Genomic DNA, 15334 nt, shown 5'->3' with positions numbered 1-15334 from the left:
AGAAAGGTCTGGAGGAAGGACATTGGGCGAGGAAGACGATTATGAACAGCCGACCTCAGGCGGTGGGGGGATGGTTGAGCATATTCAGAAGTACAAGAGCTACATTCAGGGACTTAAGCAGGGGCATTCGAGTGGAATAAGCGCCGCATTTGGGCGTGCCGCCGAGCTTTTGCCGCCTGATGTGCTTGAGGTCGTGCCGCCAAAGATAACGGGCGCGCTGACGGTCGGACGTGAGCTGGATGAGCCCGTATTTGCTGACGGATACGATCGCGCTGCTTTGAGAAGTGCTGTTGAGGATCTGATTGCAGGCTGTGCCGATCAGTTGGCTGATTTCATCGGCGTTTCGGTGATGACGGCGGAGGGTGAAAGCGAAGTCGTAAATTGCTTTGTCGAGGATGGGCAGCGGAAGTTCATGCTTGCCAATCTCGATGTGATTGACGAGGCTGAGTTCACGAGGTCGCGGCGAGATACTGATGGCGACCCGGAGTATGGTGAGCAGTCTGATGATAGCGACCAATCGGATGATGGCGAACAGCGTGATGATGCGCGGTCTGATGATCGGCATGGCGATGGTGAGCAGTCTGATGATGGCGATCAATCGGATGATGGTGCGCACTTGGATGATGGCGAACAGGGTGAACAGGGCGAATTGCAATCGGAGACTGGCTTCGATCGAGGCGATGACGTTTCTGGCACGCGGGACGCGTGCGCTCCATGGGGTGAGGAACGTCCGTTTGATCTTGTTGTGCACGCTCCGGCAGGAAATGTTTTGTGGGGAATTCACTACGACGGACTGGAAATTGAACAGATCGTTATGTCTGACGGAACGCAAATCAGGAGAGCGGAAGGCCGGCATGAATATGTGATGGTGCAAAGAGCGAACGATCGGCTTCATCCACGTATCTACATTCTTTCTGGCTTGATGGTCGACCCACTCACCGGAAATGTTTATGCAGAAGCAAACCAGGGTGGTTACACGGCTGCTTTCTTGAACAATGGATGGCAGATACATCAGTATCGCTCGCGAGATTCAAAAGACAGTTTCTTTGTGAAAGAGCCTGATCGCCCAGGACGTTCTGGCGCGTTTTTTGAGGTCGTCAATCTGGCTCTTGATGCAGAATCCGGAGAGGTTTCGTATGACACTAGTGATAGTGCGGCGACAGTGACTCTTAAGAGCAGAAGGCTGTCATTCGGGTAAGTGAATTGAGAAAGTGGTGCCGTGGTTGTCGTTGCTCGTGACCTGAATTGAGCCTTTATGTTGCTCGACAATAGTTTTGGCTAGTGGCAAGCCGAGACCTGTGCTGCCCCGCCCGCCTGGCAAATCTAATTGTTGAAACCTTTCAAAGATTGTCGTCAGCAAGTCCTCTGGAATGGTGAGGAGGCGACTCGAAATTGTTATTTTGATGCTCCCGTTGGATTCTTTCCCGGCTGAAATGTTTATTGCTGCTCCAGTCGGCGTGAACGAAATCATGAAGGAAAGAATTTTTGTGATGCACTGCTGCAATCGCTCCACATCACCTTTGATTTCGACTTCGCACCCTTCGAAGTAGGGCGATATTTCACGCTCATTAGCTGCATCTGTGATGTCGTTGATCGCCTGGTCGATGATGTCTTCGAGCAGTGATGCCGTACTGGCTAGATCCATCTTTCCAGCTTCCATTTTTTCGAGATCAAGCAGGTCAGTGATCAGACCGATCAAGTTGTTTATGTTCTCTTCGGCGTAACCTGCCTGTGCAATGGCTTCCTGGCTCAAGGTGCCAAATACTCCTACTGGCAAAAGTTGCAGAAAGCCTGATACCGAATTTAGTGGCGTTCGTAGCTCATGGCTTACCATCGCTACAAATTCTCGTCTCATTTTCTGAACTTCAAATCTTTCCGTGACGTCAAGCACCATTGCTAATCGTCTTGAAGCGCGCCCGAGTGAAACATCAGACATCGAGAATTCGATGGGAAATTCTTCACCGCTGCTTTTGAATGCTTTCATTTCAACCACATGGTCGAGAGCCTTCTCTTCGAGCCAACTTGCAAGCGATGATGCCGAGCCCGAGCTTGAGCTAGAGCCCGAGTTCGAGCTAGAGCTAGAGCTAGAGCCCGAATTCGAGACTGTTTCTGAATTCGCGGCGAACAGATCTCCCAGAGATTTGCCGATTATCTCTCCGCGTGAGTATTTGAACAGCTGTTCAGCCATCGGGTTGGCAAACTCTATGTCTGCGTCCTTTGTGACGAGGAGACCGACGGGCATTTGCTCGATCATCGATTTCACCTGCTGCTCACTGGCTCGGAGCAATTCTTCCTCGCCCCGCAACGAATCAGCCATTTGGTGAAATGTCGTGTCGAGTTGGGCAATTTCGTCACCACCTTTCATAGATGGACGTAGTTCTTCCTTTCGTCTCAATCTTTCAGAATTTTCAGTGATGACCTTGAGGCGTGACGTGATGCTTCGAATGAAAAATACACCCAGGAGAATTGCGCCGAGAATGTTGACCCCGAGACCCGCAGCCAGCAGTCGTCTGGTATCGTCGCGCCGCTTCTTGAGTTCAGCGGGCATCTTTGCAATTTTTTCGCGCTGTATTTTCTGAAACGCAATTTGATTGCGGCAAAGCGAGTCTATTCGCGGTTGCAATCTTCTCATGGCGAAGTAAGCGATTTGTTGGGCTGCTTCTTCGTCACCTGCTTCGCCTGCTTTCTTGATTTCTTCCAGTACTTGCAATCCGAGTTGCACATCTTTGTCGATTCGATTTAGCAGCTTTATTTCTCTGGGGCTGTTCTGAAGTCTATCTTTCAGCCAACTCAAAATCCTCGGAATCTCGGCACGGCTTGCCTCATACCGGTTTAAATCGCTTCCCTGGTGATTTACAGAGAATTTCCCGGCAGCGTCACCAGTGTCGAATATCATTTGCAGCAGACGACTGGAGTTCGCGCTTATCTCTTTGTAGGACTCTTCTCTTCTCGATTCTTTCTCAGTCTCAGATAGCAGGTACCAATTCATTCCAACGAAAAGCGTCTCGAACCCAAGAAGAATCAAGACGATGAAGATGCCCTGGTGAGCAAGTTTGAAGGTAGGCAGTCTTAACTTCGTATGATTGCCTCCTGTGGCAGGCGAATCCAGAAGGTGCTCCCTTTTCCTTCCTCGCTGTCGACACCGATGGTGCCACCATGTTCTTCGACAATTGCTCGGCAGATGACGAGTCCTAATCCTGTTCCGCCCTTCTTCTTTGCGTCACCGGCCTCGACTTGCTGAAACTTTTGAAACATCGAACCGATGTGACTGGCGGGGATGCCGCGCCCTTTATCGATTACCATAAGCTCCAACTGAGAGTCCGATTGCTTGACTGCTATTGTCACTTTGCTTTGTGCCGGTGAGAACTTGATGGCGTTGGAAAGCAGGTTCACCAAAACCTGAACGATGCGGTTCGAGTCGACGTAGAGTTGAAGTTCTGTTTGCGGAATTTCGACAGTAACGTTGTGCTTCTGAGCAAACATCGAGACTGCATTGAGAGATTTGTCCAAAATTGCTTGCAGCGAGGCGGGCGCTTTCGTGATATCAATTTTGCCTGACTCGAGTTTTTCGAGATCGAACAGGTCGTTCAAGAGAGTAATCAATCGTTCAATGTTTTGTTCGGACTTCTGACATTGGTCGACAGCCTTTTCCGGCATTTCGCCGAATTTTCCGCTTCCAAACTTGCCTAGAAAATCCGAGACTTTGGTGAGCGGAGTTCGCAGTTCTTCGCTGACCATTTGTACGAATGACTGTCTCAGTTTTTTGATTTCGTAACGCTCAGTAGCATCGAGCGTCATCGCCATGATCTGAGCATCGCCCCCCGCGCTCAGCGTTACTTCAGCCATGGTGAAATCTATTGGCACCTCATGCCCATCTCGATGTTGAGCCTGAATTTCAATTATGTGGCCCAGGGCTTTTTTTGAGAGCTCTGAAACAAATTGCGTGCCACCCGCAATCTTTTCACTGGGCAAAAGCTTTGTGACGCTCTTCCCAAGCAATTCGTGCGATTCAAAGCCGAAGGTTTTTTGGAGCGTTGGGTTAGTGAATTCGATTGTTCCGATTGGGCTTAGCAACATAACGCCGACAGGAACATTTTCGATTATCGCTCTGACACGCGCTTCACTTGCCTTCAGTATTTTTTCTTCCTTTTGCAGTACCGCAGCCGTTTCATGAAAAACGGCGTCTACTTGCGCTATCTCATCGCGACCCTCAAGCTGATGGTTCAGCGCCATGCCTTCTTTCAATCTTTTCGTGTTGTCGACTAAGACATTGAGCCGCGACACAATTCGCCCCGTGAAAAAGAGCACGACGGCTATACCAAACAGAATGTTGATGACCAGTCCAATTAACAAGGCTGTTTTGACCAGATCTCGGTGGCGCCTTTCCACGTCTGGTTTTTCTTGTTCTATTTTGCGGGCTTCGCTCATCAGATGTGTAGTGTCGGGAATCAGTTCGGTATCCACCAGATCCCGGACAGTTTTTTTCCCCGCGACTACCTGTGTCATTCCCTGGCGCCAGAGATTTGCAGCTTCTTCGCGGTCCAGGTGAGCAGTTTCCTCCTTGATTCGTGTCATTACAGGTTGACAAATTTTGATGTTTTGTTCGAGTCTGTTGAGGACTGGCTGCATATGCTCGTCGTCTTTCAAATCTTCCTTGAGTGCGTCAAGAAGGCTCGTGACTTCGACTTTCGATGATTCGAATCTTTTAGTGGCACCGAACTGGAGTGTTCGTGTGAATTCTCCGACTGAGTTGCCGGTATCGTATATGGTGAGCAGAAGTTGCGATGATTTTGTATCTATATCTTGGGCTCTCATTTGCCTTGTCGCTTCGTCTTCTGCTTGCTGCACCAACAAGCCGAGAACCCCGACGAATAGCAGCTCGAAAGCGAGCATTACGGCAATGAGGATTGTGCCTTGCCAGGCGAGTGAAAGTGATGGAGTGCTAAAACTAGCCGACTTCAAAGATGTAACCGACTCCATGAACTGTACGAAGAATTTTACTGTCAGGGTCAATTTTTTTGCGAAGTCGTTTCATAGTCGAGCGCAGTGCTTCCAGTGTTGCGTCTGACTCGGTCGGCCAGACTCGATTGAGCAAAGCTTCTGCGCTGAACAATTGATTTGGATGCCTCATCAAAAACTCGAGCAATTGAAACTCGCGACGAAGGAGTGTGATTTGTTCGCCGTTTTTTATGACTCGATACTTCGAGGCATCTAAAACAATGTTTGCACCGCTGATGGCAGTGTCTACCAATAAAGCGGGGCGACGCAGTAGCGAACGAATGCGGGCGCCGAGTTCTTTCATAGCAAATGGCTTGGTCAAATAATCGTCGGCGCCACAGTCTAAGCCAGTTTCCTTCTGCTCTACAGTGTCTTTTCCCGTGAGCATCAGGATTGGTGTTTTGCCGCCTGAGGAGCGGAATTCCTTCAAAATGTCGATGCCGCTCATCGCCGGTAAATCCCAGTCGAGGATAATGACGTCATATGGATATGCTTTCACGTGCGCCATCGCCTCGCGCCCGTCGTGAAGAACGTCACACTGATGATTTTCTGCCAGCAGAAACGAGCGAACCAAATTGGCCAGATTCGCGTCGTCTTCGATTGTCAGGATCTTTGCCATTTAGGAGAGGTTTCAGGCGGACTGGACTTCTTCTGAGTTCCCCTCATTTTAATACAGCCGAGCCTGAACTGATTGAGAATCAGGAACTTTTGCTTGATTCTGATTCAGTCGGTTTGTCTCCAGTCTGGAGCAGGTATTTAGCGTGCTGAACGGCTATACGATCGGTTTCCATCAGTCCGCTCAAGTTTTGCACTGCCTCGTATTGATTGAGGGCTTCAGCCGGTCTTCCCATTTTCAACAGCGCGTATCCGAGGTATCGTCTGCTAGTCGGATCGTTGCTGTCTCGTCGTATTGCTTCGCTGAGTACCGTAATTGACTCTTGCGCGGAGCCTGAGCGCAGTTTCTCGTAGCCAGTTTTAACCAGGTCGACGGTGGTCATTGCCGTGAGATTGACATTGCCTGTCTTATCTAGATTGAGATTGCTTGTTTTATCTAGATTGAGATCGCTTGTTTTATCTAGATTGAGATTGCTTGTTTTATCTAGATTGAGATCGCTTGTCTTACCAAGATTTGCATCGTTCTGGTTAGACGAATCCGACTCGGTTTGTTGTTTCTGGCTCTCTCCAGGTTTTGTCGCCATCGCGTGAGCGCGGGCGATGGCAATCAAATCCTTCATCTCGCGTGCTTCGTCTTCGACTGTATTGCGGCTCAATTCGGTCCTCGTTGTGCCACTGGATAAAGTGGCAACGGTTCCTGTCGATGCCATCGAATTGATGGGGGGTGTGGTTGTAATAGATTGTTTCGGTGTCGATTTGCACAACGTTTGCGACGTGAATGGCTGGGTCAAGAATGAAATACTAATATATCCAGTGAAGAGTATGAGGGCGAAGGCAACAGTCGATGCGATGAACTTCAGTCGACGTTCCGAAAGCGCATGTTCATTTGTTCCTTCGTATTTTTTGCTTTGCAAAACCTTCCCGCTCGCAAGGACAGTCAGACTTGAGCGATTTGAACTTGTACTCGGTTTGCGTATGAAGTCGTTGCGAATCCTTCTTTCTTGTTGGAAGATTAGCTCGCCGCGACTGGTGGGGTGAGGCGTTGCCGGCGCTCTAAATCGCGTCTGTGCAGACAAATCCAGGGCTGGCGGGAAGTTTGTCGGTTGTCTCACACCGAAACTTTCAGAAAAATGAGGAGCATAGCTGTTCGAGACAAAGTCTTGCATAGCGTATAACCCACCGTCAGGAAGCTTGAGGATATTAGCAAGCCGTTTGTGAATTTTTCCGGAATGCCGAAACGTCTTGCTGGGTCTTGCATTTACGCTGCCGGTTCCGATGCGGTGGGCGAACTGGGCATCTGAAGTTGTATTGAGCGAGTTTGAACCGGTATGATTGAACTTCAAACTCATCAGCCACTGACCTTTACAAGCGATGGAGTCAACAGTTCGAAGTGGACCTGTGAGTCTGGAGGAGCAGTGAGGGATACTAACGAAAATCGGCAGTTGCCCGCCCTGGAGAACAAATCCAGCAAATTTTGCTTCACGGATCAACAACTCGCGTTGTTGCAATCACATCGACCGTCGTTCCTTGCTAACAACTGGGGACTGATAGTACTGTCCGCATCAATGATTTTGATTCGCGCCGTTGCAGGTGCTTCAATCTTCTGGCCTGTTGCACTCGCACTGATCGCAGTTTTACTAGCAATTATGCTGATCACGCTTTTGGCGATTCATGAAGTGGAGTCTGGGCACTATCGTTTAGCGGAAAAGTTGTGCAACTTTGGACTGATGCTGGGAAGGATTTCCGGTAACAACTGGTTCGCGCAAATGCAGCTTGATCAAGTCAAGGCTGTTCTGCTCGCTCGACAAGGAAAAATCGTTGAAGCTCAACTAACTTATGCTTTATGGCCGCTCAGCAAGATCAGCTCGATGTCCGATACAACTCTGGCAAACCTGATGGGTCGAGGACAGTGCCTGGAACGTGCCGCGGAAGTTCATTTGCGGCGCTACGAGTACGTGAAATCGAACGGTGATCTCATAGCAAAGGCAATAGTCGCTAGCAACGTTGGCTTCGCCAATATGATGCTCAGTAGACCGGAGATTGCGAAAACTTATCTCGAAGAAGCAAAAGCACTGTGCCGGAATTCAAATTTTGAATTGAAAGTAAATGTCCTTACAAATATCGCGCGCAATAACATTCAGCTCGGTCTGCTGGATGATGCAGAGATGCAACTTTCGGAAGTGCAAAAGCTGATCGAGTCTCGCCGTCGGTACATGGGTCAGGTTGTTGGAGAAGTACAAATCGGCTTTGCCGAGCTGCGGTATCTGCAAAATAGACTGGAAGAGGCTCTCTTGCATTTAACTTCTGCGAGGGAGTACTTTCAGGATCTTGGCGCGGGCGACCCGCTGCGGCATTATGCACTCACTTTGCACGTGAAGATACTGGAGCAAATGGGACGCCAGGCAGAGGCGCAAGAAACCCTGGAGAAATTTGAATCGGAACAATGCGCGCTCGACTCTCACAACGAGGCGATATTCGAGCACGTGCAGCAAGTTCTAAGTACTGGCAACTTAATCGATTTGAGGAAAATTTCGCAGTAGAATCTGAGCTAATTGGGGAAGATAGTAACGGTCCGTCACGATGGAGTATGTTGTGTTCGAACGCCCATTTCGTCTGGTCATCATATTGCTTCTCTGCGTCACGAATGTGGGGCCGGCTTTTGCACTTGAAGACGACGCCTACAACACTCCTGTTGCTGACAAGTGGGCCTTGATTGTCGGCGTGAGCAAATTTAAAAACGAAAAGCTCAATTTGAGGTGGGCTGCGAAAGATGCTCAAGACTTTTATCAGTATTTGATTTCTAAAGGACAATTCGCGCCCGACCACGTGAAACTATTGACAGATGAACAAGCGACGGAGAAGGAAATCGTCTCCGAACTCGGTGGGAAGTGGCTTCCGCACGTCGCTGCGCCAGATGATCTGGTGGTGATTTTTATCTCGAGTCATGGCAGTCCAGCGTACATGGATACAGCTGGCGTCAATTACATCCTCGCACATGACTCAGACCCTGACGATCTCTATACGACTGCGCTGGAAATGCAAGATTTAGTCGAGGTTGTATCCAAGCGAATTCATGCCGCTCGCGTCATTTTGATAGTCGACGCCTGTCACAGTGGTGCCCTCGAGGTTGGTGGTAAGGGCTTGTCACGCAGCAACTTTGATGTAAATCAGTTGGCGTTGGGAAAAGGTCGCGTGGTCCTGTCTTCGAGCTTGCCAGAAGAAGTCTCGTGGGAAATGAAGGATATTCATAACAGCATTTTCACGCGACTCCTTATCGACACCTTGAGTAATTCACCCGAGAACCTGAGCTTGTTTGATGCGTTTAAAACGCTCAAATCTTCCGTTCAACGCACTGCGTTGAAGGAGCGTGGTGTGTTACAGACTCCTGTGCTGAAAAGTACGTGGGTTGGTAAGCCGCCAATCTTAGCTGTAACACCAACCAGACAGCTCGCAGGGACGGTAACACCGTCAACACCAGCAGGTGCCGAAAAGCAACCAAATGCGTTAGTCACTTCATTACCTCCAGTCAACAAGCTTCCTCCAACCACGATCGACACACTTTCATCACCAATCGCAACGACAGCTACCACAAAACCTGGAACTGCCACAGCGACAACTGGAACTGCCACCGCAACAACTGGAACTGTCACCGAAACAACAACAACAACGACTGCGCCTTCAGGCAAGACTGATACTGTAGCCGTATCGACTGCCTCACCGCTTGTTGCTTCTGCACCAAATGCGCTACCATCCAATATTGCCGTTGTGCCCTTTGTCGGTCCACTCATTTGCAGAATTCAGCAACTACCGCCAAATGCGAAAGTTCTCTGGGGCAAAGTGTCTTCAGCTGCAGAATTAGCTGGACTGGCGCCGAGGCTCTCCGAGAGCATGTTCTATGCGCTGCGATCACAGTACCATGACCGCGCTCTTGGTCCTCGTTTGACAAATATGTCTTTATCTACCATTCCTAACCTCACTCGCACCGATCAAGTTGACACTCGCCGGTGGACTCCTGAAGAATGGAAAAAGCTTGCTCAGTCACTTCAGGCTGCATATATAATCACGGGCTGGATCGACGCCGCTGACTGGGCCACATCCATGATGGCAAACAAATATACAACCTATGTTTCAGCGAAAGTGGTATCAGGCGATACCGGGCAAGATCTTATCTTCATCGATCGACTGAAAGTTTCAAAGTCGCCTACAAATGGAGACTTACTCGGTGGTCCAAAATACTATGAGAACACAATGATGCCGGCCTGCGCCAAGGCTATACTGAAGCATATTCAGACCACGTTGAAAAAAGACCAGCCCTAACAAGCCCCTATTCCGTGCCAAAAGATGCCATCGTGAGCTTTCTCATCGCTGCTCAGGTGTATTTGCTACTTTTGCGTCGAGGGATCGGCATCGCACCTAGGAAGGTTCGTCCTTAACATCCCACGTGCCAAGCGAATTGCAGTATAGAAGTTTGCGTTGGAAGCCGTCGATCTTTAGAAAAGCTCCTGGTGAATACGAAAGTCCATCGTAATAGCAGTAAATCATGTCACTCAGAGGTGCTTTCGCCTCAGCTTGCGCACCATGTTGATTTGTTTTTGAATCGCGACCAGATGACTGTTTTTTTGCCATTTTATTTTCCTTCTTTGATTGCGAAAATTTTGGGACCCATTAGTTTCCATATCTCAGGAGAGACTCTTATACCAGAGCATCTGGATTTCATCAGGATAATCACTGTACGCAAATCGGTTTGCTGCTCTTAGCTCGCATCCCTGTCGCTTGTAGAAATTGCAAGCAGAGACATTTGTACTTTGAGTTTCAATTTTTAACTCAGTGCAGCCGCGAGAGAGGCACCACTCTTCCACTTTTTGGAAAATCTCCAGACCAAGTCCTCGTCCTCGATAATCTGGACTGACACGCAGATCCCATAAAAGTGCCAATTTCTCATTGCCTTCAAGCAGGTGAATATCAGCGGAGTTGTGTGCTATGGCGGCGCCGCCTACTCTGCGGTCGTTTTCTCGCGCTACTATGAAACCCCAATTGGTAAGATCAAAACACTGACTCCAGTTGATAGGTCTGTTTCCTGGGATTTCGTCATAGTCTTTTCGATATGGTTTTTCCAATTTGCGTTCTGTTAGTTCGAACTGACCAGCGTCATTCGTTGTGATCTCGTAAATGCGATCCACTTCGAAGGCGATGGAAACACTGCCGTATGTTGGCAGCGTTATATGTGTCTCGGCGGTGATTTCGATTGCCAATGGATTGGGTCCGATGATGCTTGTTGAATGGATCGCGTTCGATGATGGTTGTTTATTTGATTGTACGGTAAAAGAAACTTCAGATCGACAAGAAGCACATTGCTTTGCGAGTTCTGTGCGAGGACGATACTCGATATCGCGTATTGTGAAAGCAACAAAAAGATGATTGGATTAGGTTAGTAACGCTGTGAGGAATTCAAGTTGTCTTATCAGGATGGAATCGAGGCTTTGCGAGCAGCTTTCCCTGAGCTGGCTTCAGCGCTATCCGCTTGCACAAATCTTGATCGTGCCCTTCGATACTTGCGCACGAATAAAACGTTTCTATTGTCGGCAATGGATGTAATCGCGCAAGACGAGTTCACGCATGATGTCTTGATACCATTCGCGCAAAGCGAGAAGTATTTGGTGCTTGGCTCTACGTGAGTAGGATCTTTGACGGCGGTCGCCGTTTGGTACAGGCAACCAAATGCTGATGAATTGCTTGCCTGGCATATTGCCGACGGTTGGGCTCCTCAGGTTTCCGATCTCAAAGATGGTTCAAGAGTTCTTGGTCACGCTGCGTCTTGTAAGGTAGGGGCTGACTAACGAGTCATCGGACGCTGGTTGTAGTTTGGTTTTATCAATGTTTTTGTATCAACCGCATCGGTCCATTGCTTCATTTTATTTTTCGGAGCGCTGGCTTGCTGACCGCAGTATGGCAACACTTAAGTGCCGCTCGCTCTAAACGGAGATGTCATTTGTTTACTGGGCGCGCTTTGGTGGATAACTAGAATGGTCTGATTCCTTTGCCAGCCTTAAAAGGCTGGTCCTATAACCTTTATGGAAAACTGAAGTTTGCTACTTGTTTGATTAGCCTTGTTCTCCGTGACTGAATCGTTAGCTGGAGTGGACCATCCAGAGGAAATCCCAGTGTCTGTTCCAGGCAGCGGCGCCTGACCTTGAGTGGGGGCGTCCGAATGCCATGCAAACATAACGTTTTCTTGTTCGTGAACATAACTATCCTCTATACCTTTCCAGTCATGAAAGGCAGGTTTTTGCGCGTGCGGATCCAGCCATTCTTCAGTGCCGACTCGAAGTATTAGATGAGTGGACTCCGGAACAATTGCCCTTTCGATTTGCCCTACACCCTTAAAGGTCCACTGAGCGTCTTTTCCATCAGCTGTTTTCAAAAGGTTGTTGCTATCATCCATCAAACGAACCAAAATCTCATCGCTATCTGACAAGTTGGCTTGTGCTCTAACTTTGAATGTTAATATTGATCCTGATGGAACTGCAAGTTTTGTCTGGAAACGTCCATCAGTCGGCTGGTTCCAGAAAGGGTTTATTCCGATTAGTTTCGGGTCTGATTGTAGTTGACCTTGAACATTTGACGATTTGCCTGCGTCGGAAGCTAGCCCGGCAGATAGTGCTGGGCTAGCCATAACTAGGAGATAGATAATGCTTAGGATTTTTAAAAGTTGTGTTTTCATTTTGTTGCCGTCGACTTGCTTGATGGGGATTTAAAAAGTCCTGCGAACGCATCGAATCCTTTGTTTAGTGAGTCGGTGGCATCAGCTAAGCTCTTAGCAATTGTGGCACCTCTGCTGGTGGCAGTAAAATCATAAGAGCTTACTCCTCCCGCTTTGGACATCGCTACTTTGTGAGTTTTATGAACGAATAGCGACGAGCGCATAGGCAGTATCGTTATATCTCCGTACTGAGCAAACGGCACTTCCCGATTGAAAACGGAATATGCCTGGGCATCAAAAGTTACCGCAACAGTTGTCTTTAGCGGCCTCGGATTTCGAACTACGAGCCCGTCGAAGCTTTTTTGCTTGAGCAGTATCTCCAGTAAGGGGATATTGGCTAATAAGTTTTCTGACTTATATTCATGGTTTCGACGTTCCATCATTTCATTTGATGACTCTGGCTGCGCTTTCGGAATATGCAGCCCCAAACTTATGGTTGAGAATCTCTTTAATACCGCGGCAGAGTTTGGATCATCGCCTTGCTCTTCGATAGCGCTGAAAAATGTCGAGCGCACAGGATCGGCAGGAGTATCTTCGATAATGGGAATTGTAATAATGGTTTCGTTCTGCTGTGCGAAAGTTTCAGGATCATAAGGACCAAGATCCTGGGTAAACTCTTTAACCAATTTTATTTCTGTTACTTCTTTACCTGCGATTGCTTTTGCAATCATCGCGCCAACATTCGCTGCTGTCTGAGCAGAGTCCTTAATTATCTCGCCCGTTTTGTCTTCGAAGTCTGCGTTCGCTGTGTTGATTGTTCCGTCTTCAGAAAATGTAAATCCCGCAATACTTGCTACGGTGAATGACTGCAAGTTTTTTGAACGGATCAAAAATTGTGTTTTGTAGTCGGCAACGTTCGGAAAGCTTAATTCTAAGGGCTTCGTTAGCACCAACATGTACGTGATCGAACCAGACGTTCTGCTTTTTGTTTTGTCCGTATACGTGATCTTCTGATAAACCCCGAATGTTCCTTTGACACTAATCAGTGTTTTAGGAAGCCGATAGGTAAAGCCTGAATTCATCGGAACGCGCTGGTCTCCGCTACAGTGAAACGGAATGCTTTTCACGTTAGCCGCGTAGACATGATTGTTAGTCGCTGTAATCAACAGACCAATAAGAATGGCTGGCAGGTTTAGTCGGGTTTTATACATAGATCGCGTTTACCTCGTATCTTGATGATGTTCCAGCATTTAGAAATGATTTGATATCAAGTCTCGCTGTCTGAGAAGGGGCCAGTGTCGGCGAGAAATTTCTAACCTGCCTAAACATTGTGTCTATCAAAAACAAACCTTGTGTATCGGCGCTGGTTTCGGCTAGCGCGATATTCATCATATGGGTTTCCATAATGATCAAACCAACGGCAAGCGGATAGCAAAGTCCTAAAGGCAGACCGGATTTTGCTTTATCCAGGAAGCCTTTTCGCCACCGCTGATCGATTTCATTCTTGAAGACGAATGAGAAATCATGACATTGAGCTATCGGCTGCATAAATAAGTTAGGACTTCTATACTCGTGGAGAAGGTCTTCATCTGCAAGGTGATGCAACATATCAATTCCAGGAAGTATTAAATCGCTTTGGCACAGCATGATTTTAGTTGCAAGAAAAGCCTCGTTTTCGTTTGGCTCGGCAATATTCTTTAGGAAGAGAAGCAAAGTTTGAGTTAGTTGACTATGTGAAATATGCATGGCTTTGGAAATAGATGTGGGAAATTCCCTGCCTTGAGAGCGCAAGGTAAAGTTGTAATTTGATTTGGAAGAATGCCGGGGTTCCTTTTCTAATTTATACCGCGATCGCGATCTGACTTTCAAGGTTACTTCGATCCTACAAGGTGCTAATTGCAGCATAATTGCCCACCAAGCTCATTTAGGTCCATTCCGGCTTGTCATCTATATAACGCGCGCATTGTGGATTGTATTGATGAAATTTCTTCGCCAATGCTTCTTCGAGTCCAGTACGTGCAGTGATGAGTGGTGGCAATGTCATTGCCACCACTCATCATCCAATAGGAAATGCACGACCGATATGTGATTACTTGAGCGTCGCTTGGACTCTATTCCTTCGGGCTAGTGTTTGCGGGATTAAGTTTTCTGGCACCTCAGCCAAAACATGGAAGGGTGTTAGATGTATGGATGATGGATTGCCTTGTCCTGTTTCAAACGTTATTGCTTTGTCTGGTGCAGTAATATTCGAAACGGTGAGTCCGGATTCCGATTTGTCCCACATTCGAGAACTTGGATTCGACTTGCTATTTATGGCCATACCGTTTACTTTTCCGAACAAGTCCTTGTCGTCACCTGAATTTATGTTGCGTTCAAGATCGTTTTTGCCATCAGCCTGGAGTAGTGCGCACTGATAGTGCTTGTCTGCACTGTTTTGTTGATACTCGTTTGAGCCGCTCGTATCGCAGTGATAGATAGCGAGTCCGCTAGATGACAGACCCCGATCCAAGTCAGTCTTAAAGCGATTTTCTATAAGGAAGTATTCCGTCGGTTTACTAGTTCGGAAAATGTGAACGGTGTCGTAAGCGCCCTGCTTGGCGGTGAATTTTCCTGCTTGGTTCAAGCTGATCACGGTTGGGCACCAACCCACTAAATGTCTTAAATACGCACACACGGGCGACGGCGCTTTTCCAAAGTCGTCATTATAATTGCCGGAACCCATTAAGCAATAATCACCGATGCCAGCACTAGGAGTTAAGTCCCCCTCGCCTGCATCGTTTGTTCCGTAGTCATACATGTCAGGAAATCGACAAAGCATATGTCCGTTTTCATGGCAGAACGTGCCTATCCTTAGCTCATCCGGAGATGCACCCATGCTGGTAAGCATGTAATAATACGTTCGCAAATTTCCAACTCTCACATTCTTGTATGAGTTGTGCGGCCATAGGTTTCCTATGAATTGCGTGTCACCGGCGTAAACGAAATTGATTGCATCTACAATTCCTTCGCCGCGGCAATCAT

Annotated in this window: 14 protein-coding genes; 5 read left to right on the top strand and 9 right to left on the bottom strand. The window is 47.9% G+C overall.

Annotated features, from left to right (window positions below):
• Nucleotides 1-22: 22 nt before the first annotated feature.
• Nucleotides 23-1198: a hypothetical protein gene (locus EKK48_07990; GenBank protein ID RTL43677.1), complete on the top strand. Its 1176-nt coding sequence runs from the start codon at nt 23-25 to the stop codon at nt 1196-1198.
• Here EKK48_07990 and EKK48_07985 read toward each other — a convergent pair.
• The 4 genes from EKK48_07985 to EKK48_07970 all read right to left on the bottom strand — a co-directional run bounded on the left by EKK48_07985 (nt 1187) and on the right by EKK48_07970 (nt 6962).
• A complete protein-coding gene (locus tag EKK48_07985) occupies nt 1187-2989 on the bottom strand; it encodes a HAMP domain-containing protein (protein ID RTL43676.1) in 1803 nt (600 codons plus the stop codon). The genes EKK48_07990 and EKK48_07985 overlap by 12 nt on opposite strands.
• An 80-nt stretch (nt 2990-3069) precedes the next feature.
• Nucleotides 3070-4980: a sensor histidine kinase gene (locus EKK48_07980; protein ID RTL43675.1), complete on the bottom strand. Its 1911-nt coding sequence runs from the start codon at nt 4978-4980 to the stop codon at nt 3070-3072.
• Nucleotides 4949-5617: a response regulator transcription factor gene (locus EKK48_07975; GenBank protein RTL43674.1), complete on the bottom strand. Its 669-nt coding sequence runs from the start codon at nt 5615-5617 to the stop codon at nt 4949-4951. Before EKK48_07975 ends, EKK48_07980 begins: the two co-directional genes overlap by 32 nt.
• Nucleotides 5618-5696: 79 nt before the next feature.
• Nucleotides 5697-6962, bottom strand: a complete 1266-nt coding sequence (locus tag EKK48_07970) for a hypothetical protein (protein RTL43673.1) — start codon at nt 6960-6962, stop codon at nt 5697-5699.
• Nucleotides 6963-7028: 66 nt separating this feature from the next.
• Here EKK48_07970 and EKK48_07965 point away from each other — a divergent pair, with 66 nt between their 5' ends.
• Nucleotides 7029-8153 (top strand): hypothetical protein, encoded by a 1125-nt coding sequence (locus EKK48_07965; GenBank protein RTL43672.1) that lies wholly within the window; start codon nt 7029-7031, stop codon nt 8151-8153.
• Nucleotides 8154-8193: 40 nt separating this feature from the next.
• Complete coding sequence (locus tag EKK48_07960) at nt 8194-9930, top strand: caspase family protein (protein ID RTL43671.1); 1737 nt, start codon at nt 8194-8196, stop codon at nt 9928-9930.
• 96 nt (nt 9931-10026) lie between these two features.
• On the opposite strand, the gene EKK48_07955 is transcribed toward EKK48_07960, so the two are convergent.
• Together EKK48_07955 and EKK48_07950 are read right to left on the bottom strand one after the other, a co-directional pair.
• Nucleotides 10027-10239, bottom strand: a complete 213-nt coding sequence (locus tag EKK48_07955; GenBank protein RTL43670.1) for a hypothetical protein — start codon at nt 10237-10239, stop codon at nt 10027-10029.
• Between the two features lie 53 nt (nt 10240-10292).
• A complete protein-coding gene (locus EKK48_07950; GenBank protein RTL43669.1) occupies nt 10293-11009 on the bottom strand; it encodes a GNAT family N-acetyltransferase in 717 nt (238 codons plus the stop codon).
• Between the two features lie 57 nt (nt 11010-11066).
• Here EKK48_07950 and EKK48_07945 point away from each other — a divergent pair, with 57 nt between their 5' ends.
• Nucleotides 11067-11288 carry a hypothetical protein gene (locus tag EKK48_07945; GenBank protein RTL43668.1) on the top strand — a complete coding sequence of 74 codons (222 nt, stop codon included), beginning with the start codon at nt 11067-11069 and terminating at the stop codon, nt 11286-11288.
• 371 nt (nt 11289-11659) lie between these two features.
• Here the strand turns inward: EKK48_07945 and EKK48_07940 are convergent, their stop codons facing one another.
• The 3 genes from EKK48_07940 to EKK48_07930 are packed head-to-tail and all read right to left on the bottom strand — an operon-like array spanning nt 11660 to nt 14218.
• Complete coding sequence (locus tag EKK48_07940) at nt 11660-12334, bottom strand: hypothetical protein (GenBank protein RTL43667.1); 675 nt, start codon at nt 12332-12334, stop codon at nt 11660-11662.
• Nucleotides 12331-13524: a hypothetical protein gene (locus EKK48_07935; GenBank protein RTL43666.1), complete on the bottom strand. Its 1194-nt coding sequence runs from the start codon at nt 13522-13524 to the stop codon at nt 12331-12333. Before EKK48_07935 ends, EKK48_07940 begins: the two co-directional genes overlap by 4 nt.
• Nucleotides 13517-14218 (bottom strand): hypothetical protein, encoded by a 702-nt coding sequence (locus EKK48_07930; protein ID RTL43665.1) that lies wholly within the window; start codon nt 14216-14218, stop codon nt 13517-13519. Before EKK48_07930 ends, EKK48_07935 begins: the two co-directional genes overlap by 8 nt.
• Nucleotides 14219-14787: 569 nt before the next feature.
• Here EKK48_07930 and EKK48_07925 point away from each other — a divergent pair.
• Nucleotides 14788-14886: a YSIRK-type signal peptide-containing protein gene (locus EKK48_07925; GenBank protein RTL43846.1), complete on the top strand. Its 99-nt coding sequence runs from the start codon at nt 14788-14790 to the stop codon at nt 14884-14886.
• Nucleotides 14887-15334: the final 448 nt, after the last annotated feature.

The organism is Candidatus Melainabacteria bacterium, from assembly GCA_003963305.1.
Taxonomy (GTDB): Bacteria; Cyanobacteriota; Vampirovibrionia; order Obscuribacterales; family Obscuribacteraceae; genus PALSA-1081.
This window is presented reverse-complemented; position numbering and strand designations above follow the sequence as displayed.